The sequence below is a fragment of the Echinicola shivajiensis genome, assembly GCF_018642165.1.
Lineage (GTDB): Bacteria > Bacteroidota > Bacteroidia > Cytophagales > Cyclobacteriaceae > Echinicola > Echinicola shivajiensis.
Genome location: NZ_JAHHZM010000001.1, coordinates 196,202 through 221,322, shown reverse-complemented (window position 1 = coordinate 221,322; position 25,121 = coordinate 196,202). Strand labels below are relative to the sequence as shown.

The 25,121-nt window shown below is 38.4% G+C and carries 18 protein-coding genes; 17 read left to right on the top strand and 1 reads right to left on the bottom strand.

All coding sequences use genetic code 11. The features are described from left to right. Positions 1 to 8 precede the first annotated feature (8 nt). The 9 genes from KMW37_RS00925 to KMW37_RS00885 all read left to right on the top strand — a co-directional run bounded on the left by KMW37_RS00925 (position 9) and on the right by KMW37_RS00885 (position 10,288). Entirely contained in the window at positions 9 to 1,418 is a 1,410-nt protein-coding gene (locus tag KMW37_RS00925) for an FAD-dependent oxidoreductase (protein ID WP_215222728.1), read from the top strand. A 7-nt stretch (positions 1,419 to 1,425) separates the two neighbouring features. Continuing rightward, complete coding sequence (locus tag KMW37_RS00920; RefSeq protein WP_215222727.1) at positions 1,426 to 2,310, top strand: endonuclease/exonuclease/phosphatase family protein; 885 nt, start codon at positions 1,426 to 1,428, stop codon at positions 2,308 to 2,310. 131 nt (positions 2,311 to 2,441) lie between these two features. Beyond that, positions 2,442 to 3,683 carry an alkaline phosphatase family protein gene (locus KMW37_RS00915; RefSeq protein WP_215222726.1) on the top strand — a complete coding sequence of 414 codons (1,242 nt, stop codon included), beginning with the start codon at positions 2,442 to 2,444 and terminating at the stop codon, positions 3,681 to 3,683. A 124-nt stretch (positions 3,684 to 3,807) separates the two neighbouring features. Then, positions 3,808 to 4,788, top strand: coding sequence for an NAD(P)-dependent oxidoreductase (locus KMW37_RS00910; protein WP_215222725.1), 981 nt, complete (start codon positions 3,808 to 3,810; stop codon positions 4,786 to 4,788). A gap of 2 nt (positions 4,789 to 4,790) precedes the next feature. Continuing rightward, positions 4,791 to 6,284, top strand: coding sequence for an FGGY-family carbohydrate kinase (locus KMW37_RS00905; RefSeq protein WP_215222724.1), 1,494 nt, complete (start codon positions 4,791 to 4,793; stop codon positions 6,282 to 6,284). Further along, positions 6,281 to 7,738, top strand: coding sequence for an FGGY-family carbohydrate kinase (locus tag KMW37_RS00900; protein WP_215222723.1), 1,458 nt, complete (start codon positions 6,281 to 6,283; stop codon positions 7,736 to 7,738). The genes KMW37_RS00905 and KMW37_RS00900 overlap by 4 nt, the downstream gene beginning before the upstream one ends. Beyond that, positions 7,732 to 8,331 (top strand): histidine phosphatase family protein, encoded by a 600-nt coding sequence (locus KMW37_RS00895; protein WP_215222722.1) that lies wholly within the window; start codon positions 7,732 to 7,734, stop codon positions 8,329 to 8,331. The genes KMW37_RS00900 and KMW37_RS00895 overlap by 7 nt, the downstream gene beginning before the upstream one ends. 46 nt (positions 8,332 to 8,377) lie before the next feature. Further along, positions 8,378 to 9,229, top strand: a complete 852-nt coding sequence (locus tag KMW37_RS00890) for a transketolase (protein ID WP_215222721.1) — start codon at positions 8,378 to 8,380, stop codon at positions 9,227 to 9,229. A 66-nt stretch (positions 9,230 to 9,295) separates the two neighbouring features. Next, positions 9,296 to 10,288, top strand: coding sequence for a transketolase family protein (locus KMW37_RS00885; RefSeq protein ID WP_215222720.1), 993 nt, complete (start codon positions 9,296 to 9,298; stop codon positions 10,286 to 10,288). A gap of 222 nt (positions 10,289 to 10,510) precedes the next feature. Here KMW37_RS00885 and KMW37_RS00880 read toward each other — a convergent pair whose 3' ends face one another. Beyond that, positions 10,511 to 11,275 carry a DeoR/GlpR family DNA-binding transcription regulator gene (locus tag KMW37_RS00880; RefSeq protein WP_215222719.1) on the bottom strand — a complete coding sequence of 255 codons (765 nt, stop codon included), beginning with the start codon at positions 11,273 to 11,275 and terminating at the stop codon, positions 10,511 to 10,513. A 249-nt stretch (positions 11,276 to 11,524) separates the two neighbouring features. On the opposite strand from KMW37_RS00880, the gene KMW37_RS00875 reads away from it, so the two are divergent. The 8 genes from KMW37_RS00875 to pafA all read left to right on the top strand — a co-directional run bounded on the left by KMW37_RS00875 (position 11,525) and on the right by pafA (position 24,772). Continuing rightward, the gene (locus tag KMW37_RS00875; RefSeq protein WP_215222718.1) at positions 11,525 to 14,770 is read left to right on the top strand and encodes a SusC/RagA family TonB-linked outer membrane protein; all 3,246 of its coding nucleotides are present in this window, start codon (positions 11,525 to 11,527) and stop codon (positions 14,768 to 14,770) included. An 18-nt stretch (positions 14,771 to 14,788) separates the two neighbouring features. Next, positions 14,789 to 16,531 carry a RagB/SusD family nutrient uptake outer membrane protein gene (locus KMW37_RS00870; protein WP_215222717.1) on the top strand — a complete coding sequence of 581 codons (1,743 nt, stop codon included), beginning with the start codon at positions 14,789 to 14,791 and terminating at the stop codon, positions 16,529 to 16,531. Positions 16,532 to 16,578: 47 nt separating this feature from the next. After that, positions 16,579 to 17,796 carry a hypothetical protein gene (locus KMW37_RS00865; RefSeq protein ID WP_215222716.1) on the top strand — a complete coding sequence of 406 codons (1,218 nt, stop codon included), beginning with the start codon at positions 16,579 to 16,581 and terminating at the stop codon, positions 17,794 to 17,796. Between the two features lie 5 nt (positions 17,797 to 17,801). Beyond that, complete coding sequence (locus KMW37_RS00860) at positions 17,802 to 18,722, top strand: endonuclease/exonuclease/phosphatase family protein (protein ID WP_215222715.1); 921 nt, start codon at positions 17,802 to 17,804, stop codon at positions 18,720 to 18,722. A gap of 24 nt (positions 18,723 to 18,746) precedes the next feature. Beyond that, the gene (locus KMW37_RS00855; RefSeq protein ID WP_215222714.1) at positions 18,747 to 20,603 is read left to right on the top strand and encodes an FG-GAP-like repeat-containing protein; all 1,857 of its coding nucleotides are present in this window, start codon (positions 18,747 to 18,749) and stop codon (positions 20,601 to 20,603) included. Between the two features lie 85 nt (positions 20,604 to 20,688). Continuing rightward, positions 20,689 to 21,954 (top strand): MFS transporter, encoded by a 1,266-nt coding sequence (locus KMW37_RS00850; protein WP_215222713.1) that lies wholly within the window; start codon positions 20,689 to 20,691, stop codon positions 21,952 to 21,954. Positions 21,955 to 22,137: 183 nt separating this feature from the next. Beyond that, positions 22,138 to 23,052, top strand: a complete 915-nt coding sequence (locus KMW37_RS00845) for a glycerophosphodiester phosphodiesterase family protein (protein ID WP_215222712.1) — start codon at positions 22,138 to 22,140, stop codon at positions 23,050 to 23,052. Positions 23,053 to 23,146: 94 nt separating this feature from the next. Next, positions 23,147 to 24,772, top strand: a complete 1,626-nt coding sequence (pafA, locus tag KMW37_RS00840; protein ID WP_215223393.1) for an alkaline phosphatase PafA — start codon at positions 23,147 to 23,149, stop codon at positions 24,770 to 24,772. The last annotated feature ends 349 nt before the right edge of the window (positions 24,773 to 25,121 follow it).

Here is a 25,121-nt window from a genome sequence, read left to right as displayed (position 1 = left end):
GTATAAATATGAATAGAGATCAAAAAAGAATTAATGAGGAGAGCAAAAATCTTTCTGTAAGATTTGAAACAGATGTTTTGGTTGTTGGGGGAGGGCCTTCTGGTATTATAGCTGCACTTGCTGCAGCTGAAGAAGGGCAGAAGGTCATGTTAATTGAAAATAGGAGCTTTTTGGGAGGTAATATGACTATTGGTTTGCCAATTTTGGGCTTTTTGGGCCAAAAAGGAAACCAGGTAATTAAAGGTTTACCTCAAAAATTTATTGAAAGGTTACAGGCAATTAATGCAGCAAGTGAACATAGGCCTTGTCCATTGCATATGAGTATTACTCTCGTAGAGCCAGAAGCGGTCAAGAATGAAGCCCTGTCAATGTTGGTGGAGAAGGGGGTGGATGTAATGTTGCATACCTATTTCGTTGATTCAATCATTGAAGAGGGTGAAATTAAAGGGGTCGTTATTGAAAGTAAAGCGGGAAGAGAGGCAATACTTGCTAAAGTTGTGATTGATTGCAGTGGAGATGCCGATGTAGCATATCGTAGTGGTGTGCCTTGTGAAAAAGGCAATAGTCAGGGAGGTATGCAGCCCCCTACTTTAATGTTTTGTTTAGGGGGGGTGGATACAGAAAAATTAAGAAATAGTATTCATTCAGAGCCACGAACTTATTTAACTGATTTTATACCAGCAGAATATTATGGACAGAATAATCAGTTTATTGTAGTGGGACTTCGGGAGTTGATGGCCAAAGCCAGGAAAGATGGTTATCAACTGCCAACTGAAAGGACCATTATTATTACTGGGTTAAGAAAAGGAGAAGTTTGGATAAATATGTCTAGTGTACATGGTGTAGATGGTACTGACCCCGAGAGCTTAAGTAGAGGAGAAATAAAAGGTCGAGAGCAAGTTAAAGATATTGAGGAGTATTTGAGGAACTATGTCCCAGGCTTTGAAAAAGCTTATTTTTCAAAAATGGCTCCATTTTTAGGGATTAGGGAAACCCGTAGAATTGTAGGGAAGTATGTGATGACCAAAGAGGATGTGCTTGAGTGTCGAAGGTTTTCGGATTCGGTTGCTGTGGCCAGTTACCCGCTAGATCTTCATCACCCACATGATGGTGGATGTACCTTACAGTGGTGTGGAGATTGTTATGATATTCCATATAGGTCATTGGTGCCCCAAAAGGTGGAGCAATTATTGGTGGCCGGACGAGCTATTTCTACCACACATGAAGCAATGTCTGCTATAAGGGTTATGGCTCCTTGTATGGCTATGGGGGAAGCAGCAGGTAGGGCAGCCGCCATTTCAATAAAGGAGGGAATAAAACCTTCTCAAATAAATGTAGGGGTTTTACGGCAAAAATTGTCCAACTCTGGGGCGTTTTTAAACCCTAAGGAAGAAGAGAGTGGTATTGTAAATAGTTAATACTGTAATGATGAGTAAGATTTTAAAGCCAATCATTGGCCTTGTTGTTTTGTTGGTTTTCATACATTCTTTGGCAGCACAGGTTGTGGACAATCATAAATTTATATCTGCAAACATTAGGGTAGACCTACCGAGAGATACCGTTTCAGGAAATGGCTGGGAATCAAGGAAGGATATAGTTTTTGAAGTGTTGGGAAACGAATTACCTGATATTATCTGCTTTCAAGAAGTTTTGAAGAATCAGCAGGTGGATCTGGAAAATTATTTTTCACAATATGATGCTTTTGGATTTTATGGGCCTGAAATGGATAATCATAATAATGGTTATTACGGAATAGCTAAAAATCCCATTTTTTATTTGCGAGACAGGTATGAATTAGTGGGGGCAGGAACATATTGGTTGTCAGATAAGCCTCATTTAGGTGGGAGTAAATCTTGGGGGACAGCAAGGGCACGGCATGTCAATTGGGTAAGATTAAAGGATAAAAACTCTGGAAAGGAATTTAGGGTGGTCAATACGCATTTAGACCATATTTCTCAATTAGCTCGGGATCATCAAATAACAATGATTATGGAAGAATGCTCTCAATATAAAGATGATTTTACTCAAATCCTTACGGGTGATTTTAATCAGGATGCTAAAAGTATAGGAATCAAAACTATTAAAAGATACGGTTGGGAGGATAGCTATGAATCAGTAAATGGATTGATGGATGCTGGATATACTGTGCATGGATTTAAGGGAGCAGGGCTGGATAAAAAAAGCGGTAAAGTTGATTTTGTCTTTTTCAAAGGAGAAGGATCAGTTAAATCAGCATCAGTGATCAAAAAGGAAAAAAATGGAAAGTATCCAAGCGATCATTTTTTTGTATCGGCTGAATTAGAGTTCTGATCTAAACTGGATGATTTGAAATTAATGGATGAATAATATTGAAGATGTATTGTAGAAGAGCTCTTTTTCTATGCATGCTTGTTTTGTTTGCTTTTCAAAGAAAGGTTTTTCCTCAAACCACTAAGCATGTTGTGATAATTACAATAGATGGCTTTAGGCCCGATTTCTATATGGATAAAGAATGGGGAATGGTCAATCTTTTGGAAATGAAGGAAAACGGCATTTATGCTAAAGGTGTAAACAGCACATTCCCTACACTGACATTTCCTAATCATACGACAATTATCACTGGCCAAAGAAGCAAAAACCATGGCGTCTATTATAATGCTCCTTTTGATGGTAGCGAGTGGTACTGGTATGCCCAAGATATTAAGGTTCCAACACTTTGGGATTTAGCGAAAAAGGAAGGATTGATTACAGCTTCGGTAAATTGGCCTGTATCCGTTGGAGCACCTATTGACTATAATATTCCAATTATAAAGGAAAAAGGAAGGCCTCAGTTGGAAGTAATAAAGGAGTTTTCCAATCCAAAGGGCTTTCTGGACGAAATTGAAAGAAATGCTACAGGAATATTGAGTCATGAAGATATGGTTGTTAGTGGGAACCTGATTGCCATGGATGAAAACGTGGGTAGGGCAAGTGCTTATATTTTAAGAAGATATAAGCCTTCGCTGATGACAATCAGGTTTTCATCCATTGATCATTTTCAACATAAGGAAGGAAGAAATGGTCCTACAGTTAAGAAAGCCGTCGCAGGTGTGGACAGGGCTTTAAGAAATATCATTGAATCTTTAGAAAGAGGGGGTGTTTTGAAGGAATCTACAATAATTGTTACCGGAGACCATGGTTTTGTTGATGTCCATACCACAATATATCCCAATGTTTGGCTTAGAGAAGCGGGGTTAATTATGGATAAGAAGTTTTGGAAGGCAAAGTTCTATACAACAGGAGGAAGTGCATTTCTGATGTTAAGGGATAAGAATGATGAATCTACAAAATTTAAAATAAGAGAAATCCTTGAAGAACTTCCCCATTCACATAGAAAATTATTTAAGGTGGTTGAAAAAGAGGTCTTGACTGAAATGGGGACTGATCCAAGTCCGGTTTTAGCTTTGGCTGGACAAAAGGGGATTCGCTTTGGAGGGAGAATAACAGGTAATGATATTGGTCCAGCAAAAGGTGGTTCTCATGGGTATTTTCCTGATTTTAATGAAATCCAAACTGGTTTTGTAGCATGCGGGGCTGGGATTAATAAAGGAAATGTTATTTCAGAAATGGGGCTTGAGGATATAGCTCCAATTGTTAGTGCTCTTTTGGGTTTACCCCTAAAAACCAATGAAGGGGTTTTGATGGAAGGAGTATTGTCGGATTGATGATAATAGGATTGCCGTTGGTATGTATCCTTAACATGGGTGAAGATCATTGCTGGAATTGAAAATTTTTATTGGGCTTCCCGAAAGTCGGGAGCGATTAAAATATAAATAAATTAGAAGAAATATGAAAATATTAGTGACAGCTCCATATAATAAGGGAGCAATTAATTACCTAGAGGAGAATATTGGACAGGTAATTTACCGTCCCTGGAAACCTCATGGTCGTGCATATAATGAAAAGGAATTGTTGGAGCTCCTTGAGGAGACAGGTGCAAATGCTCTTATCACCGAGCATGATGATGTGAGCTCCACAGTAATCAGAAAAAACCCTGCACTGGAATTTATAGGTGTGTGTAGGGGGACTCCTTCAAATGTCTGTTTGAAAACAGCGGAATCCCTCGGGATTCCTGTGTACAATACACCGGCCCGAAATGCACAAGCAGTTGCGGAGATGTTCTTGGCCAATGTGATTACACTATTAAGAAATACCCTTTCAGGTATTGATTGGTTGGAAAAAGGTAATTGGAATAAGGGAGCACATACTTCTTATCTGCATTTCAAAGGAAATGAACTTGCGGGAAAGACAATAGGAATGGTTGGCTTTGGAGCGATTGGGCAAAGAATTGCCGAAATGGTGAAAGGATTTCCTTGTTCTATTAAATACTATGATCCATTTGTGGACGGAGAGTTTTCTGGTTGCGAAAAAGTGAGTTTAGAAGAAGTTTTTGCGATAAGCGATATAGTTTCGATTCATCTGCCGGTAAACGACCAAACTTTAAGGATGATTGATGGAAACTTATTGAATAAGATGAAAAAGAGTGCCCTTTTTGTAAATACCTCCCGTGCTTCCGTTGTTAATCGGGAAGATCTTCTTTCTGCAATAGAGAGTGGGGATATCCGAGGGGCCTATCTTGATGTCTTTGATCATGAGCCACCAGATGAGTTGGATTATAGATTGATTTTACATCCAAATGTTCTGGCTACCCCCCATATAGCTGGGGCAACCCATGAAGTTGAAGACCATCATGCGAGGATTATGAATCAAAAACTCAATGAGGTCTTTGCGCTGAATAGCAATCAATCTTCCATTGCAAAAAAGTCATGATTATGAGCAAAATCAGTTCATCCCTTAAAAATGAGGGGTTTATGGTAATCGATGTGGGGACAGGAAATGTTAGGGTGGCAATAGTTTCTAAAGCTGGTGATCTATTGGGGATCGAAAGGGATAATATGGTTTATCATAAGGATTCTGCCTATCCTGAGGCCCTTTATTTTTCGCCCAATGTCATTTGGGCGAAAATTATTGACCTAATTAGGAAAATCAAATTTACCCTTAGTGAAAAAGTTGAAATTATTGGAGTGACTGCTTCTAGCCAACGCGAAGGTATTGTTTTGTTGGATGATAATGGAGATGCTGTAATAGGTTTTCCCAATCATGATCATAGAGGAAGAGAGTGGGAAAATATAGTAAAACAACCACAAAGAGTATATGAACTTACTGGAAGACGGCCATCATCCCTTTTTTCAGCAATGAAGTTGGTCGGAACTAGAGAAAGAAGAAGCGATGTTTTTCAAAAGACTTCCAGCTTTACAAGTGTAAGTGACTGGGTACAATATCAATGCAGTGGTGTTTTAGGCTATGAGCATGCCCAAGCGTCGGAAACATTATTGTATGATGTGGTCAGTAAATCATGGTCAGGGGAATTGTGCAATATGTTTCGTCTTGATCCGGAATTGTTGCCTCCTCTTCATGATTCAGGAACAATTTTAGGACCTGTCTCTTCCAAATTTAGAGAAGAATCCGGCCTTCCTACTCATGCAAAGGTGGTTGTAGGAGGGGCGGATACACAGTTAGCTATCAAAAGTACAGGTCCATCCATAGGTGATATAATTTTAGTAGGAGGGACAACAACGCCTGTAGTGAAAATTACGAAAAACTATTTATTGGATAATAAGCAAAGAACTTGGACGGGAAGACATGTTGAACAAAATCAGTTTGTTTTAGAGACTAATGCTGGAGTAACAGGTCTTAATTTTCAAAGGTTAAAAGAGGCCTTTTATCCAAATGAAGGCTACCAAGTTGTTCAGGAAGAGGTTGAAGCCGCTTTGGAGGAAGGGACTGTGGTAAATGCAGTTTTGGGGTCCCTGGTTGCTGGAGAAGACAATCCAATTACCCGAGGAGGTTTTTTCTTTGATGTTCCTGTCGTTACTGAATTGACTAGGGGTGATTTTATGTGCGCATCTCTCTTGGATATTACATGTAGTATCAAGGAGAACTTTGATGTTTTAACAGAGTTGGAACAATATGATAAGGATTATGTTTGGGCCTGTGGGGGAGGTTTTCAGAGTGAGGTGATGAGAACTTTGCTTTCCGGTCTTTTAGGCAAAAAAATTAGATTAAGAGAAGGTTATTCCCAAGCTTCGGTAATGGGAGCTTGGCTCATTTGCTTAGAAGCCTTAAGTGATGATGACAATGGGCATAGGTTGCTGAATGACTTTTATATTGAAGATCAGGACAGGGATTTTTCCACACAGTTTGAAAATTGGAAGCAAACAAGGGGCCGGCTACAAATAAATAATAGAGAGGAGGAACAACTATGATTCGGTGTTTTTTAGGTGTGGATATAGGTACACAAGGTGCGAGAGTCATTATAGCTGACGAATCCGGTAATTTAATTTCCAGCGAGGAAGAAGTCTTTATTCTAAGTGAGGTGTCACGACAGGAACAGTCTCCAGAGATGTGGTGGACCGTAACTAAGACTTTGATAAAAAAGGTCGTCAACGATGCACATTTGAAATCTAGATTTGTTTTAGGGATACAGGCCCTTTCTGTTACGTCTACATCAGGTACAGTAATTCCTGTTGACAAAGATGGAAACCCACTTCATAATGCAATAATGTACAGCGATACACGATCCTCAAAGGAAGGGGAGTGGTGCCGTCATATTGCTGAAAAAAATATAGTGGCTGGATATACTGGTTTTAATAGTTCAAGTGGTCTTTCAAAAATGGTGTGGTTCATGAGAAATCATCCAGAAAAAACAGATCAAATGGACAAGTGGATCCATGCTGCAGATTTTTTAACCAGTAAACTCAGCGGTGTCTGGGGGGTGACTGATTATACCAATGCTTTAAAGTCAGGATATGATGTGGGGAAAGGAGAATGGCCCACTTATCTTTTTGATCAAATTGGATTGAAGAAAAGTTGGATGCCAGAAGTTTATCCCTCTGGTACCGTAATAGGTAACATTGAGATAGTATTGGCTCAAGAACTTGGCTTATCTCCTGATACTAAAGTGACAGTTGGGATGACTGATGGATGTGCTTCCCAGGTAGCTTCTGGTGCTATTGCAGCAGGTTGTTGGAATACTACTATTGGTACTACAATGGTTGTTAAAGGAGTAACCAAAACTCGTATTAGCGATCCGGTTGGTAGATTTTATTCACATAGGCACCCTCAAGGATATTGGATGCCAGGAGGAGCGAGTAATACAGGGGCAGATTGGCTATCGACTGATTTTGCGGGAAGGTTAAGTGAATTGGAGAAGAAGTCTTCTAACCTAGTGCCATCTGGTCATCTTCACTATCCACTCAGGCAAAAAGGAGAGCGATTTCCATTTATGAGTCCGCGAGCAGAAGGGTTCTGTCCCCAGGGACTTTCCGAGGAGGAAATTTACGTTTCAGGATTGGAAGGTGTAGCATTTTTGGAGCGAAATGCCTATGATGTGGCAAAAGAGTTATCGGGTGAAAATATCGAAGCTATTTATACAGCTGGAGGAGGAAGTCAAAGTAATTTGTGGCTAAGAATAAGAAGTAGTGTATTAGGGCTTCCAATATATCGTATGAAATACATAAGTGGAGCTTATGGGGCTGCCGTTTTAGCAGCTTCCCAAACCCAATTTGAAAACTTGGTTGAAGCAGGTGAAGCGATGGTGAAAAAGGATTTGGAGGTTTTTCCAGATGAAATTCTGATTGGGAAATATAAAGAGCAATACCAAGAATTTAAAGAATGTTTGTTGGATAAAGGATATTTAACGGCTGAAAATATATGTTGAAAGTTTATTTGTTAAGACATGGTGAGACTGCTTATAATGCGGCGGGAAATAAATATTGTGGTAGAACTGATGTAGGATTGACTGAGAAAGGGATTGAACAGGCCAAAAAAGTTCATCAGATGCTTGATGGAGTTGAGTTTTTAGCTGCCTATTCATCACCTCTTGAGCGTGCTTTTATGACAGCAAAAATTATTGTTCCTAAAATGGATGTAATTAGGGTGAATGAATTGATAGAAGTTGATTTCGGGAATTGGGAAGGTAAGACCCGGAAAGAGTTTGTTGAAGAAAATGAAGAGGTATGGAAGGATTGGGAGGCTTCTCCAGATACTGCAAAGGCTGGAGGAAATGGAGAGACAGGGATTGAAGTGCTTGAGAGGGTGAATTCTTTTTATGAAGATTTGAAAAACCGTCATAAAAATGGAAATGTTTTGGTTGTTGCTCACAATGGTGTCAACAGACTTTTCATGGCCAATCAATTAGGGATGCCACTTAAAAATTATAGAAGAATAGTCCAGGAAAATTCGGCGGTTACCATAGTTTATCTTTCTGGGGAAGAACCTTTTCAACTAACAAGCCTGAATTGCAGGATTTAGAAAACAAAAGAACATTCAAATCAAATACTTAATTAATTCCTTTAAAATGGAAAAGCAATCCACTGAACAACTAAAAAAGACTGCCTCACAAGTGAGACGGGACATTTTACGTATGGTTCACGAAGTACAATCCGGGCACCCAGGTGCCTCTTTGGGATGTACAGAATTTTTCGTGGCACTGTACTTCAACCAAATGAATCATAAATCCGACTTCAGCATGGAAGGAAAAGGAGAAGACCTTTTCTTCCTTTCAAACGGACACATCTCACCAGTATGGTACAGTGTTTTGGCCAGAAGCGGATATTTCAATACTGAAGAGCTAAAGACTTTTAGAAAGATCGATAGCAGATTACAAGGTCACCCAGCTACCGAGGAAGGACTTCCAGGTATCAGAATTGCTTCTGGATCTTTGGGTCAGGGACTTTCTGTAGCCATAGGTGCTGCCCAGGCTAAGAAAATAGACGGTGATGAAGGTGTTGTTTATGCCTTGATGGGAGATGGTGAACAGCAAGAAGGACAAATCTGGGAAGCAGCTATGTATGCTCCACACCATAAAGTGGACAATTTGATTGCAACCATTGACTTCAACGGCCAGCAAATAGATGGTCCTACAGAAGCTGTAATGAGCCTACAAGATTTGAAATCAAAATGGGAAGCTTTCGGATGGGAAGTTATCGATACCCTAAAAGGAAATGATATGGAATCAGTAGTGGCTGGCTTGGCATATGCCAAAACACTATTGGGTAAAGGTAAGCCGGTATTGAACCTGCTTCATACTGAAATGGGATACGGTGTTGATTTTATGGTCGGTACACACAAGTGGCACGGAATCGCTCCAAGTGATGAACAATTGGAGAATGCCTTGGGTCAGTTGGAAGAAACCCTTGGTGACTATTAATCAACAAAACAGTTAACCGCCCAATCCCTGATCAGTTCAGATTACTTGGGCTTAACCGATCAAAAAATGGAAAAGACTTTAGAAACTAAATTCACCTATACAGAAAAGCAAGATACCCGTTCTGGATTTGGAGATGGCTTGCTAGAAGCAGGACGTAAAAACCCAAATGTAGTGGGACTTTGCGCTGACCTTATCGGATCCCTTAAAATGGGTGCCTTCCAGAAGGAATTCCCTGAAAGATTCTTCCAGGTAGGTATTGCAGAAGCCAATATGATGGGCTTGGCAGCTGGTATGAGCATCAATGGTAAAATTCCTTTTACCGGAACCTTTGCCAACTTCTCTACTGGACGTGTGTATGACCAAATTCGCCAGTCCATTGCCTATTCTGAGAAAAACGTCAAAATCTGTGCTTCTCACGCTGGATTGACTTTAGGGGAAGATGGTGCTACTCACCAGATTCTTGAAGATTTGGGCATGATGAGAATGTTGCCAAACATGACTGTAATCAACCCTTGTGATTATAATCAGACAAAAGCAGCAACCATGGCCATCGCAGAATACGAAGGTCCTGTTTACTTGAGGTTTGGTCGTCCAAAATGGCCTATCTTCACTCCTGCTGACCAAAAATTTGAAATTGGTAAAGCTTGGAAAATGATCGAAGGAACAGACGTAACCATCTTTGCTACCGGTCACTTGGTATGGGAAGCTGTAGTAGCAGAAGCTAAGCTAAGAGAAGAAGGTATCAGCGCTGAGGTAATCAATATTCACACCATCAAGCCATTGGATACTGAGGCTATCTTGGAATCTGTAGCCAAAACAGGTGCTTGTGTTACTGCTGAAGAACACCAATATAATGGTGGTCTTGGTGACAGTGTTGCCCAAACTTTGGCCAGAAACAATCCTTCTCCACAAGAATTCATTGGTGTAGATGATTCATTTGGTGAATCAGGAACGCCAACTGACCTATTGGAAAAATATGGATTGAATGCAGACAATATTGTTAAAGCAGCTAAAAAAGCTATCGCTAGAAAATTAACTATAAAAGATTTGCTATTGTGATTTTTTAGGGGGAGCAATTAATGATTTTAAGTGATTAGTTTAAAAATTATGAATAATTGCCCCCTACACACACTTTGTTTTTTTAAAATCATTTTTTACGTTTTCCTTATTTTATTCTTTATAATCCTATAAAAATAGGTTTAGAATGTAAGTAGACAATCCTTTGGTTTACTCAACACAAATGTTTTTCTAGTTAAAGATTGATTTTTTAATATAGGGCTTTTATTTGGCTATAATTACTTTTATATCTCTTTCTAAAAGTGACTTAATCATGCCTGACGGAGCTTTTTCATCAGTAATAATGTATTGAACTTGATCCAATGAACATATCTTGCCTAGCCCCCTTCTTCCAAATTTGGAGCTGTCAGCCAAAACAATCAGTGATTGGGAAGCATCAATCATTTTTTTGTTCAATGTAGCTTCGGCTAGGTTGGTAATAGATATACCGAAATCTAAATCTATCCCATCAACACCAAGAAATAATAGTCCTGAGGAAATGTTTTCAAGTGTGTTTTCAGCATCTGGCCCTGTTATAGAAGAGGAACTTTTTCTTATTATTCCTCCCAATTGAATAGTTTCAATATTTGGTTTGTCGCACAGTTCTATTGTTACTTTTACTGCAGGAGTAATCACGTTTAGGCGATTTTGGGGATTAAGGTGTTTTGCCAATTGGTAAACTGTTGTTCCGGAACCTATGATGATTGAGTCATTGTTTCCAATTAATTTTACCGCTTCTTTTGCAATTTTTTCTTTTTCCTCAAAGTTAATTAGTTCTTTTTCATTAATAGGTCTTTCATTCATGTATGGGTTGTTGGTGGAAGCCCCTCCCTTTGTGCGAAAAAGTAACTGTTTGTCCTCTAAAAGTTTTAAGTCTTTTCTGATGGTTACCCCTGAGACATTTAGTAGGTCGCTTAATTCCTGAATTTTTACTTTCCCGTCTTCTTGGAGTTTTTTTAAGATTAACTCATGCCTTTCAGTTATGTCCATTTAGATATTTTTTTAACATAATTAAATATAATGTAATGTTATGCAAATATAAATTTATGTTTAATTAATTATTAGTAATTGTTGTTTTATTTAATGTTTGTAGCCCTAGTGATGTTCTAAAATGTTTATTTGAATTTTAAAAAGTTAAATAATCTTTATTATTATTGTTATTATTTGTTTAAAATAATTAAAATATGTTTATTTATGAGATTGTTATAGTCAAATTATTCAAACCCAAAATATTTATGTATGAAAAAGAAGAGCTGTCTGCTCCAGCAATTGGAGCGGGTGAAATTTCTAATAATTGTAGTCTTGTTTTTTGCTGCAAAAACCATCTCTTATGCACAAAATTCCATTCTGGTTTCAGGTGAAGTTTTCGATGAATCAACTAAGGAAACAATACCAGGGGTTACGGTTAGGCTAAAAGATTCTACAATAGGTGCATCTACAGATATTAACGGTAGATTTTCTATAAATATTCCAGAGGAAAAGGGGAGTGTTTTAGTTTTTTCTTATGTTGGTTATTATCCAAGAGAGGTGATGATTAATAATGAATCTCAAATCTCTGTAGGTTTAAAGATGAATTTGGAGGAGTTGGAAGAGGTTGTGGTAGTCGGCTACGGGACTCAAAAGAAAATTAACCTGACAGGTGCAGTTGATCAAATTGGAGAGGAAGCATTTGAGAATCGACCAATGCCAAATGCCACTAGAGGACTGCAAGGGGTTATTCCAAATCTTAACATTGAAATGGGAGATGGAAAACCTACGAGGACCTCTTCATTTAATGTAAGGGGAGGAACATCTATTGGTTCGGGAGGAAGTGCATTGGTTTTGATTGATGGGGTTCCAGGGGATCCATCTCTGCTTAACCCCAATGATATTGAAAGTGTCACGGTTTTGAAAGATGCCGCATCTGCCGCGATATATGGGGCTAGAGGAAGTTTTGGTGTTGTTTTGTTTACCACTAAAAAAGCAGGTAAAACTAAGTCTCAGGTTAATTTTTCTTCGAACATTTCTTTAAATGATAGAACTATTAAGCCAGATCTGGTGACGGATGGTTATACTTGGGCGAAGTTGTTTGACCATGCCTATTATTCATGGAATGATTACAAGACTCATCCTTCTAAAGTGAATAGTGTGTTCCCGTTTTCTCTAGATTATCTTGATGAACTGAAAAAGCGACACGAAGACCCAAAGTTGCCTATGGTGGAGGTGAATCCAGCCACAGGAAACTATGTTTATTATGGCAGCACAGATTGGATGAAGGAGCTTTATGCCGATCGCATGGCTTCAAAAGAGTACAATTTAAGTGTCTCAGGAAGCGGTGAAAGAAGTGACTTTTATGTTTCTGGAAGGTTTAATTCTCAAGATGGAATTTTTAGGTACAATCCAGACGACTATTCAATTTATAATTTGCGTGCTAAAGGAGGGGTGTATATAACCGATTGGTTAAAGGTTAATAACAATTTTGAGTATTCGGATATGGAATATTTCTATCCCATTTTGAATCACCCCTCAAATACACCTGTATTTAGAAGGGTTTCAGATGAGGCTTTTCCAATTGCGATGCTAACAAATCCTGACGGATCCATTACTCAAAATGGAGCATTGGTATTTGGAAGTTTTATCTCAGGTGGAAATTATAGAGATCAAAACCGCTCAAGATTACAAAATACAATCGATTTTTCAGCGAAACTATTGGATGATCGCTTAAGTGTGAATGGTAATTATACCTTCAATAAGATTTACGATAATACTGTTTGGCAGTATACCCCTGTGCCGTACAGCATTTCTCCGTCGGAATCTCGTGAACGAGGAGAGAATAAGTTGATTGAGGAAGATAATACCACGAGTTATAAGGGGTTCAATTTGTTTGCATCTTATGAGGAAAGACTCAAGGCTCATTTTTTTAAAGGAATGATTGGATATAACTACGAAATGTCCAGCCTAAAACGTCATTATCTAGAGCGAGATAACTTGATAAACCCTCTGTTGCCAGATTTTACTCTTGCCACTGGGCAAAACATATTGTTAAAAGGAGGGGGCAGTGAATGGGCAATACTGGGCACATTTTTTAGGTTCAATTATTCTTATGATGATAAATACCTTATCGAAGTTAATGGTAGATATGATGGTTCTTCCAAATTTCCAAAAAACCAGCAGTGGGGCTTTTTTCCATCTGCATCTCTTGGATGGAGAGTTTCTGGAGAGGATTTTTGGGAATCTCTAAGTGAAACTATACCACAGTTCAAGCTAAGGGGATCATACGGATCACTAGGAAATGGTAATATCTCTCCATACCAATACTTAGGAACGATGTCCGTCGGTTTGTTGGGAAGATATATTAATGGTTCAAATCCTTTATATACTAGTAATCCTAAGGTAGTACCTAACGGACTTACTTGGGAAACTGCCACTACTTTAAACTTGGGAACAGATGTAGGGATGTTCGGTGACCAATTGACAGCTACCTTTGATTGGTATATTCGTAATACTACGGACATGTTTACAAAAAGCACTCCTTTACCTTCTGTTTTTGGAGCTTCTGAACCAAAAGGAAATTTTGCTGATTTGCAGACTAAGGGGTGGGAATTATCATTGAGTTGGCGGGATCAAATATCATGGGATAAGCCGCTTACCTATAGTTTGAGGATGACTATATCTGATAATATTACAAAAGTAACCAAATACAATAACCCGGAAAAGGTTCTTAGTGATTATTATGAGGGGCAGATACTAGGGGAAATTTGGGGCTTTGTCAATGATGGATATTTTACCGATCAAAAGGATATCGAAGACCATGCTGATCAAAGCTATATCAGGGTTTCAGCTGCAAATAATCCCATGCCTGGGGATATCAAATTCAAAGATTTAAATGGTGATGGAGTAATTCTTCCTGGTAGCAATACAGTGGATGACCCTGGGGACAGGAGGGTGATCGGAAATTCAACCCCTCGTTACCAATTTGGTTTTTTGTCCAATATGGAATGGAACAACTTTTCCCTCTCTCTTTTCTTTCAAGGGGTAGGTAAAAGGGAATTCTGGCCTGGGACAGACAATTCCCTTTTTTGGGGGGCATATAACCGGCCTTACAGCTGGCATCCAGCAGAAATGGAGTCTATGATGTGGTCGGAAAACAATCCTGATAGCTATTTTCCTAGGTTGCGAGGTTATGTTGCTCTTAATAGTCGTGGTGAACTTAGGGTTGAGCAAAGCAAATACATTCAAAATGCAGCTTACGTTAGACTGAAAAACCTTACGATAGGATATGACTTGCCTTCAGCTATAATTAATAGCATTAAAGGGCTTTCTAAAGCTAGAGTTTATTTTAATGGGCAGAACCTATGGACCTATTCCCCTATGTTCAAAATTATGAAGACAATGGATCCAGAGGTGATTGAGGGTTCGGATCCAGAATTGGCATCTAATCGGGGAAATGGGATGAGGTATCCCATGCTCAAGACCTATACTCTAGGTATTAATGTCACCTTTTAAAACTCAAATTCAATGAAAATGAAAAAGCTATTTTATAATGTTTGGGTGATATGCGTATGGTTAATGGCAGGGTGTTCTGAAGAACTTAACCTTTCGCCAATAGATACAATTTCACCAGAAAACGCTTTTAACAGTGCAAATGACCTACAATTATATACCAATTCTTTTTATAGGATACTACCCGATGGAGATGCTATTGTTCGTGGGGATGCAGTAAGTGATTACATGGTAAGGAATACGGTAACTTCTTATCTTACGGGTACTTATACTTCTCATGATGTTGGAGGGTGGAGTTGGTCCCAGCTCAGGAATATCAATTATTTTTTGGAGAATTTTGATAAGGCCGATATTCCTGATGAAGCAAAAGGACACTTTGAAGGGGTGGCCCGCTTTTTCAGAGCCTGGTTTTACTATGAAAAGGTACAGAAATGGGGAGGAGTACCTTGGTATGACAAAACCCTGGATGTTTCTGACCCTGATATATACAAGGCAAGAGACAGTAGGGAATTTGTTATGGATAAAATTCTTGAAGATTTGAATTTTGCTTGCGAAAATATCCGTTCCCTAAAAGACGAAACTGGAACGATGGTTACGAAGTGGGTTGCATTGGGATTCAAATCAAGAGTTTGTCTTTATGAAGGAACCTATAGAAAATATCATGATGAAATAGGTTTGCAAACAAGTGCTGAAGCTTGGTTAATTGAAGCGGTTACAGCGGCCGAAGAGATTATGGAAAGTGGAAAATACCAGCTCCATGATACAGATGGGGACCTTAGTTACCGAAATCTTTTTATTCAGGAGTCGGTACAGTCTGACGAAGTACTACTGAGTTATGCTGGTAGCCAGTCTATGCGTATTTTTCATGATGCCAATTGGTACTTTACTAGTTCAACCTATGGGCAACGGTTAAACCTAATCAAAACTTTTATTAATACTTACCTCAATCGTGATGGTTCCCGTTTTACAGATCATGAGAATTATGATGAACTGCCTTTTTGGGAGGAGGTAGAAAACAGAGACCTTAGACTCCAACAAACCATACGAATGGGAGATTATAGCCGGGAGGGGACACCTGAAGCAACTGATTTCAAATATTCCTTTTCAGGTTATCAGCCTATTAAATTTACATTGGACTCCAAGGCAACTGATGGAGTAGCTGAGAACAATAATTCTCTGCCTTTGATACGCTATGGGGAGATCCTTCTAAATTATGCCGAAGCAAAAGCGGAGATTGGAGGATTCACATCAAATGACTGGGAAATTAGCATCCAATTGTTAAGGAAGAGAGCAGGGATTGTTGATTCTTCCATTCCCACCCAAGTGGACGCCTATCTTCAGGAACACTATTTTCCTGAAATTTCAGATCCCGTTCTATTGGAAATCAGAAGGGAAAGGGGAATAGAGTTAGTCATGGAAGGGTTACGTTTCCAGGATCTAATGAGATGGAAACAAGGGCACCTGTTGACGATGGAATATGATGGAATGTATATAGAGAGAATGGATGAGCTAATGGATGTTAATCAAGATGGTTTTCCAGATGTTTCATTTGTTTCCAGTACACCTTCAAATCCAGAATCAGGTGTAACGTATTACCTGATTGATGGGAACCAGTTCAAGTTGTCCCAAGGGAATAAAGGAAAGCTGCTGCTTTTCCAAAACCTAACACGTCTATGGGAGGACTACCAATATCTTTATCCTGTTCCATATGATGAAATCGTGCTAAATAGAACACTTGAACAGAATCCGCAATGGGACAATTGAGAGCCCTAATTATCAATATTTCGAAAAATTTAAAAACAATCAAACCCATGAAAAAAATAGTCTTTTTTATATTAACTCTTATTCCCTTGTTATATGGTTGTGATAGCAGTGACAAATCAGACCACGAACCAACCTTCAGCTACTCCCTTCTGGTTTTGGATGAAGAAGGATTTATACTTGAAAATATTCCTGTAGAACTTTATGACGATACTGGTAAGCTACTGGAAACCCTAAATACAGATATTGAAGGAAAGGTTGTATTTACGGGTCTTACAGAGGGAGAATATTCTTATACGGTTATTGGAAACGAGGACAGCCCTATGTCCGGGAACTTTAGGTTAGATTATATCAGCTTGGAAGAATCCATTTCAGTTATAACAAAAGTAATTAAACAAAACGCGTCAATTATTGTGACGGGTATTTGCTCTGATCCGCGTGGTTCTGATGGTGCTGCTGCAGGGACCTCTTCATCCTATGATGGAGGGAATATCATTGTAGAACATAAAGGAGGATATGAATATATCCAGTTAATGGCACTCGAGGATATCGATTTTTCCCAAACCCCATATTCGGTTGTCATTTGTGACAACAGTGCAGCAGGCCCAAATGGTTGGGCAGAAGGAGGTATGTCTACCATAAAATTTGATCTTAAGGAAGGCTCGGCTGCAAAGGGTTCTTTTTTCTATGTAGGGGGTATGTCCAAAGTACTTTCTGGATATGGAAGCTGTGGAAGTGGAAATGATGGTTATAGCACAGATATCAGTAATGCCAATTGGATTAGAACAATAGATTACAAAACGGATGGCGGTGACGGATTTGGGGATCCCACCGGTGGACTTTTGGGAAATATGTCTGGAGATGGTAGCAATACCGCTGATGGTATTGCAGTATTTGAAGGACTTAATGTTACTGAGGCTTCAATTCCCATAGATGCTGTTTTTTATGGAACCTTAATCGGTGGGGCATTTGATGAGGAAAATGGTTATGGATATCGAATACCCGAAAACAGCGATCTATATAGCAATATTGATAGTGAAGGTAACGAGCAACCGTTCTTTGGTCAAGGATCCAATACTTATCTCTTTGACCAGCCCAATCAAGATGTCGGCGGATTTAATAAACTTGGTGGTGTTACAACCGAAAAAATCTGGCTTGAATCAAGAAAAAGTACTATCAAGTATTTTAGTTATTGTAAGGAAGATGGAAATACGCTGTCAGAAATCGAAGAGGATGAGGGAGTCACTGTTTTCCAAGTAATAGACTAATACAAATGTCTTACTCAATAATACCCAATAGAAGAATTGTTGAAACCAACTCAAAGAATATGATGAAGCGTGTAGTGTCACTTTTTTTTATAGGGCTTGCAATAATCCTTTCTTTTGGAAACTGCAACTCAGAGGAACATCGTCCTTCTGATTCAAAAGAGGATGATGATAAAGAGGTAGAATATGCTCCATTTAAGGTCATGTCTTTTAATATTAGGCATGACGATGATAAGGATCCTCTTTCTCTTCACGAAAGGAAAGACCTTATTCTGAAAGAAATTACACAACAAAATCCCGAAATAGTAGGACTACAGGAATATTCGAATAACTGGTTTGAGGATTGGATGAAAATCAAAATGCTTGATTTAGGTTATCAGTATTATATGGATGAATCTGCCTCAAAAGGCTCACCCAAAGTTATTTTCTACAAAGAAGATAGGTTTGAAAAACGGTCTTTTGCAACCTTTCAAATGAATTTTACGGAAAACAGGTCGGGTTCATGGGTGATACTTTATGATCAAGAAAATGACCTTAAATACTTTGTTTGCAACAGTCATTGGACTACGGTTTCTTCAACTGAAAGAGCAAATACTGCAGGTATAGTGTTGGAGGAAATAGAGCAAAAACACCAAGGTTTACCGGTAATTGCTTTTGGTGATTTCAATGCAAAACCCCATACACGAGAAATGCTTAAAATGGAAAGCCACAAGGTTCCTGCTATTACTTATGCGGATTCCACCTTTGCCCCAACATTTCATGGTTGGGAGGATGAAGGTAAAAGTAAAATAGATTGGATTTTTTATTCTTATGATAATCTTGAAAGAATAGGGTTTAGGGTGAGTAATGAAAAAATAAATGGACAGTGGCCATCAGACCATTGGGCTATTTCAGCAGAGTTTTTACCCAGGAAAAATGTAAATGAATAATTTCTGTAAAATCCAATATGACCTATGAAAAATATTCTGAATGGAAGTATTAGCATTGCTTTATCTATGTTGATATTCTTAGCTTGTCTGATAATGTCAGCTTGCCAAGGGCCTGGGGATCTCGAACCTTTACAGTTTTCTGAGTCAGAGGAATCGTTTAGCTTAAATTCGTTTAGCATTTCGTCAGAGTTGAAAGTCATGTCATTTAACATCCGTCATGATAATGCAAATGATCCCTTGTCTTTGAATGATAGGAAGGGCTTGATTCTTCAAACAGTTATTGATAATGATCCTGATGTTGTAGGATTACAGGAATTTTCCAATAATTGGTTTGAAGCTTGGATGGAAGACAAAATGGATAGTTTAGGATATGATATCTATACTGTTACTTCAACAGGGACTCCAAAAGCAATTTTTTATAGATCCAGTAGATTTAGTAGACTGGATCAAGGAAGCTTTGAAATTGTTCAAACTGAGACAAGAAATGGGACCTGGGTTGTTTTGAATGACTCGATTACGGGTCAATCATATTTCATCTGTAATAGTCACTGGACAACCGTTTCTTCTACGGAAAGACAAGCGATGGCCAGTTTAATTAAAGATGTGGTTGAAGATAATTCAAATGGTCTACCTGTTATTGTAATGGGAGACTTTAATGCTCAGCCCGGGACTCCTGAAATCTCGATCTTAAAAAATACCACTGGTAGCAACAGTATGGTATGTGTGCATCATGAAAGCGGTAATACTTTTCATGGATGGGATGCTATTGGAGATAGTAAGTTAGATTGGATCTTAAGTTCAAGAGATTTGGCTTTTATTAGCTCCAAGGTGATAGATACCAGTTATAGCGGGGACTGGCCTTCTGATCATTGGGCTATAATGGGGGAATTTATCCCTGCTATTTATGGTGAACTTAATATTGATGATCAGGGGATTAGTGGGAGTGCTAATACAAGATATTACTTTGCAGATGTAACTGGAGATGGAAAAGTAGATAAGATATATTGGAATCCGACCTTCGATTCAGGTCACACTAGGGTATATGCATCTGATGGGGACGGATCTTTTACCTTTTTGGATTCTAATACCAATGGTTCAAGTCAAAGTTCAAATACCTTTTTCTATTTTGCTGATATCACAGGGGATGGTAAGGAGGATAAGGTTTATTGGAACCCTACTTATGATTCCGGCCATACAAGGATTTATGAGTCAAATGGAGATGGAACCTTCAGTTTTCTCAATTCAAATGCAATTGGTGCCAGTAATTTAACAAGTACTAGTTATTATTTTGCTGATGTGACTGGAGATGGTAAGGCTGACCAGGTACGGTGGGATCCCACCATTGATTCCGGCAAAACACAGATATACCGATCCAATGGGGACGGTACATTTACCTTTCTAGATTCTAATACCAATGGTGCTAGTCAAAGTACAAATACAACTTTCTATTTTGCTGATGTTACCGGCGATGGTAAAGCAGATAAAATCTACTGGAACCCGACATATGACTCTGGACATACACGGGTCTATGGGTCAAATGGTGATGGAACTTTTACTTTTTTGAATAGTAACACTTCTGGGAGCAGCCAAGTGTCTACCACAAGATTTTATTTTGCCGATGTTACTGGGGATGGTAAATCAGATAAAATATTTTGGAGACCAAATATCTATAAAGGTAAAGTGAAAGTATACCCAGCTAATGGTGATGGAACTTTTGATGGACCAGTGTATTCACTTCGTGGAACCTCTCAAAGTGAAAGTACTTTTTTTTATTTCAGTGATATTAATGGAGATGGGAAAGCTGACAAAATTAGATGGAATAAGGACGAAGCACCTTCTGGTTATAGTGTTGGTACTTTAAAGAACTATTTGGCAGAATAAAAAGCTTCAATTAATCGATCTGACAAATTGTGATTTTTTGTAAAAGGATAATGTAAAATAAAGACTATTTAAGAGAGTAAAATTTATGATAGATATTAAAAAACAAAATCAATGGATAGATAATATTGGTCTTCCCAAACAGCTTATTTGGGGGTATTTGGGAGTCCTTATATTTATGATGGGAGATGGGATTGAGCAAGGATGGTTGAGTCCATACCTCATGGAAAGAGGCTTGAGTATTCAGCAATCTGCTTCTCTATTTACCGTTTATGGAATAACGATTGCCCTAGCATCGTGGTTTTCAGGTGTCCTTACAGAAATGTATGGAATGAAAAGGACAATGACTATAGGTCTGATGTTTTATGTTTTGGGAACCATAGGTTTCATAGGTTTGGGACTTCATGCATTTGATTTTAATATGATGTTGATTACTTATGCATTAAGGGGATTTGGGTATCCATTATTCGCGTATTCTTTTTTGGTTTGGCTAAGTTATAAAAGCTCTAAAAATCAACTGGGAAAAGCTGTAGGTTGGTTTTGGTTTGTTTTTACGGGGGGATTAAATGTTTTGGGAGCATATTATTCAAGTTGGGCCATTGAAAAGTGGGGATACCTTGAAACCTTATGGAGTTCTATTTTTTGGGTAATACTAGGAGCAGTTTTTGCCATAATTATTCAAAAAGGTAGATTGGAACGAAAAAATAATACCAGCAAACTAAAAGAGCTCAATAGGGGAATATCCATTATGAAAGATCATCCCAAGGTATTGTTGGGAGGGGTAGTTAGGGTAATAAACACAACAGCGCAGTTTGCTTTTCCAGTTTTTATCCCCAGTTTTTTTGGGATACATGGAATAAGTACCACAGAATGGTTGCAAATATGGGGGACAGTATTTACTGCTAATATTGCGTTTAACCTGTTTTTTGGTTTCGTTGGAGATAAATTTGGGTGGAGAAATACTGTAATGTGGTTTGGAGGAGTTGGATGCGGAATATCTACGTTACTTTTTTACTACAGTGCAGAGTGGTCTGGTGGTAGCTTTTGGGCAGTATTAGGATGTGGAGTTCTTTGGGGGGCATTATTGGCCGGTTATGTTCCCCTGTCGGCATTGGTTCCATCCCTAGTAAAAGATGATAAAGGTGCCGCAATGTCTGTCCTTAATTTGGGAGCAGGTTTGCCGGTTTTTGTGGGACCAGCATTGGTAGGACTATTTATTGGAGTTGTGGGCTCCGAAGGAATTGTATGGATCTTATCTGGGCTCTATTTTATAAGTAGTTTAATAACTTATTTTATACAGCTTCCTGAGGAGGAAGAAGTCGTAATGACTTCGGAGGAATCATTTAGTAATTAAAGCAATAGCATTGTTTCCTGTTTGATTTAAAATTATTGTGGTTTAAGAAATTGGATGCTATTGAGCTTATGAAAATTGGAGGATAAATCTATTCTTTGATAGAATCCATGTTTTTATGATCCGATATTTATGGGAAACAACAAGCTTCAGCATTTTATAGTACAACTTAAATACCAAGTAGAAATGAATAGCTTAATTAGATTATTATTTGTGGTTTTTATTGTTTCAGTTTTTGTAAAAGAGAGTGCGTATGCTCAAAAAATTCATAAAATTAAATTAAAGGGGGCCAAGGAACTTCACGAATTTTTCAGCTATAAAGAAGACGGGAAAGTTTTGATAAGTGGCCATAGGGGTGGAAAAGAGGAGGGATATCCAGAGAACAGTATTGTAGCATTTAAAAATACACTTCGTTATACTCCTGCATTTTTTGAAATTGACCCAAGACTTACCAAAGATAGTGTCATTGTATTAATGCATGATGCCACCATTGATAGAACTACAAATGGGAAGGGAAAACTGAGTGACTATACTTGGAAGGAAGTCAAAAAACTAAAGTTGGTAGATGTAACTGGAAAAGTAACAAAATATAAGGTGCCTACTTTAGAGGAAGTTATTAAGTGGAGCAAAGGCAAGACTATAGTTGATCTTGATCATAAAGATGTTCCTATGGAAATGACAGCGGATTTGATAATAAAATTAAATGCATTTGATCATGTGATGGTTACAGTACATAAACCTAGTCAGGCTGAATATTATCTTGAAAGGCATAAAGATTTTATGTTTGCAGCATTTATTAGGAATCTCGAAGAATTGGAAGCATATGTGGAGGCAGATATCCCCTGGTCGCAGGTTATGGCATATGTTGGTCCACTGAGCAAGCCGGAAAATAAATTGTTGTACAAAAAACTACATGATAGAGGAGTCATGGTGATGGTATCAGCAGCTTCAAGTTATGATAAATTGGATCTAGAAAATGAGCGGAACATAGCCTATAGAAAAGTTATTGAGGATGGAGCAGATATTCTTGAATCTGATTTTCCTATTAGGGCAGCAAAGGCCGTAACTCCTTTGATTTCAGATGGAAATATAAGAAAATAAAAGAGCTGTTATAATCTGTTGGTTGGTGATGTTCAAAGGACTTTTAAAACAAAACCTTTACTAAATGACTGCGCCAGCAAATATTAATAATCAAATGAAAAAACTACTTTGTGTAATATTTATTCTTTTTAGTCATATCTATTTTGGGTTTGCCCAAAATATGAAAAAACCAAAGTTGGTAGTAGGGATTGTGGTTGACCAAATGAAATATGAGTACCTTCACAAATTTAACGAAAGATATACAGAAGGAGGGTTTAAGCGATTGATGGATAAGGGGTTTGTAATGAAAAATGCTCATTATAATTATATTCCCACGTATACAGGGCCTGGGCATTCGTCAGTATATACAGGTACTACTCCCGTCACTCATGGGATTATAGCGAATAATTGGTATGTGAGAGAACTGGATAAAAGCATATATTGTGCAAGCGACAGTACTGTTACTGGAATAGGCGGAACGCCACAAAAGGGAGAGATCTCTCCAAGGAATCTTCTTACTACCACTATTACAGATGAACTTCGCTTATCCACTAATCGCCGTTCTAAAGTAGTAGGCATTGCCCTCAAAGACCGTGGAGCTGCCTTGCCTGCAGGCCATTTAGGAGATGCTTATTGGTATGATGGTAAAAGTGGTGAATTTATGACCTCTACCTATTATGGCGAAGAGCTTCCTGACTGGGTTCAAAAATTCAATAAGAAAAATTATCCTCAAAAATACCTTTCAAAGGACTGGGAACCACTTTATAATGTCAAAACATATACCCAGAGCATTGAGGATGACAATGACTTTGAAGCACCTTTTATTGGAAGGGAAACCACAGACTTTCCGTATGACCTAAAAGACCTTCAAGAGAACAACGGCGGTCTTGGCTTAATATCTTCTACTCCTTTTGGAAATGACCTTACCTTGGATCTGGCATATGCTGCCCTTGAAGGCGAGGACCTTGGAAAAGGTGATGAAACGGACTTTTTAGCCGTTAGTTTCTCTTCTACAGATTATGTGGGGCATAGGTTTGGACCAACTTCAATAGAGCTTGAAGACACCTATCTTCGATTAGATAAGGGCCTAGGAAAGTTCTTTGATTACCTTGACAAGGAATTTGGTAAAGATGGGTATTTAGTTTTTCTGACTGCCGACCATGCAGTAGCAGATGTTGTGAATTATATGAAAAGCGTAGAAATCCCAGCGGGAAGCTTAAATTCAAAATTTGTTATTACCCAATTGAAGGGTTTTATGAATCAGAATTATGGAGAGGGGAAATGGGTATTAAATTTCTCGAATGGGCAGGTCTTTCTCAATAGAAAATTAATAAAGGAAAATGGACTTGAATTGACAAAGGTACAAAGGGAAGTAGCTGATTTTATGCTCCGATTTGACGGCATAAAGGAGGCATACACAGCGTCTGACATGATGAGCCACGAATACACCCATGGCAGAGCGCACTTACTTCAAATGGGCTTCAACCACAAATCCTCAGGTGATGTGCTATTGATTTTAGAACCTGCTTGGCTGGTCAACTCTTCTAGAGGAACCACCCACGGTACTGGATATAAATATGATACCCATGTTCCTATTTTATTCTATGGATGGAATGTGAGGGCAGGAAGTAGCACTAGGTATTGTACGATTACTGATATAGCACCTACATTGTCCATGCTGTTAAATATAAGAATTCCTAATGGAGCAAGTGGCGAACCAATTTTGGAAATATTAGACTAAGGATTAAATTAATGATGTCTTATGTAATCCATTTAGTTAAAAGTATTTGCCATATAACGAGGTTTTAATAAAAGTTGCTATTCTGTTGATTAGGAAAATACATGGATTAATGTTTTTCCTCGAAATATTGAAGAGTAAATAGCTCTATTATAAATCTATATTTGGATGTTACTTAAGTTTCTGATGTAGTTTTTATAGTTAAGTTATCGATAGATTCCATAGTTTTTTGATTTAGATTAAAAGGTAATATCCTCTGGATACAGCAAGATGTAGTTTTGTATACAAAACCATCTTTTCAGCCTCCAAAGTCGGGGGAAAGGTGCTCGGGACTCGCAGCTTTTTGATGTTT

Excerpts from the sequence above, each read along its gene's own strand:
- KMW37_RS00865 (WP_215222716.1), top strand. The coding sequence starts at position 16,579 with ATGAAAAAAATAGTCTTTTTTATATTAACTCTTATTCCCTTGTTATAT.
- KMW37_RS00860 (WP_215222715.1), top strand. The coding sequence starts at position 17,802 with ATGTCTTACTCAATAATACCCAATAGAAGAATTGTTGAAACCAACTCA.
- KMW37_RS00920 (WP_215222727.1), top strand. The coding sequence starts at position 1,426 with ATGATGAGTAAGATTTTAAAGCCAATCATTGGCCTTGTTGTTTTGTTG.
- KMW37_RS00845 (WP_215222712.1), top strand. The coding sequence starts at position 22,138 with ATGAATAGCTTAATTAGATTATTATTTGTGGTTTTTATTGTTTCAGTT.
- pafA (WP_215223393.1), top strand. The coding sequence starts at position 23,147 with ATGAAAAAACTACTTTGTGTAATATTTATTCTTTTTAGTCATATCTAT.
- KMW37_RS00850 (WP_215222713.1), top strand. The coding sequence starts at position 20,689 with ATGATAGATATTAAAAAACAAAATCAATGGATAGATAATATTGGTCTT.
- KMW37_RS00895 (WP_215222722.1), top strand. The coding sequence starts at position 7,732 with ATGTTGAAAGTTTATTTGTTAAGACATGGTGAGACTGCTTATAATGCG.
- KMW37_RS00905 (WP_215222724.1), top strand. The coding sequence starts at position 4,791 with ATGAGCAAAATCAGTTCATCCCTTAAAAATGAGGGGTTTATGGTAATC.
- KMW37_RS00885 (WP_215222720.1), top strand. The coding sequence starts at position 9,296 with ATGGAAAAGACTTTAGAAACTAAATTCACCTATACAGAAAAGCAAGAT.
- KMW37_RS00870 (WP_215222717.1), top strand. The coding sequence starts at position 14,789 with ATGAAAAAGCTATTTTATAATGTTTGGGTGATATGCGTATGGTTAATG.
- KMW37_RS00875 (WP_215222718.1), top strand. The coding sequence starts at position 11,525 with ATGAAAAAGAAGAGCTGTCTGCTCCAGCAATTGGAGCGGGTGAAATTT.
- KMW37_RS00925 (WP_215222728.1), top strand. The coding sequence starts at position 9 with ATGAATAGAGATCAAAAAAGAATTAATGAGGAGAGCAAAAATCTTTCT.
- KMW37_RS00910 (WP_215222725.1), top strand. The coding sequence starts at position 3,808 with ATGAAAATATTAGTGACAGCTCCATATAATAAGGGAGCAATTAATTAC.
- KMW37_RS00880 (WP_215222719.1), bottom strand. The coding sequence starts at position 11,275 with ATGGACATAACTGAAAGGCATGAGTTAATCTTAAAAAAACTCCAAGAA.
- KMW37_RS00900 (WP_215222723.1), top strand. The coding sequence starts at position 6,281 with ATGATTCGGTGTTTTTTAGGTGTGGATATAGGTACACAAGGTGCGAGA.
- KMW37_RS00890 (WP_215222721.1), top strand. The coding sequence starts at position 8,378 with ATGGAAAAGCAATCCACTGAACAACTAAAAAAGACTGCCTCACAAGTG.
- KMW37_RS00855 (WP_215222714.1), top strand. The coding sequence starts at position 18,747 with ATGAAAAATATTCTGAATGGAAGTATTAGCATTGCTTTATCTATGTTG.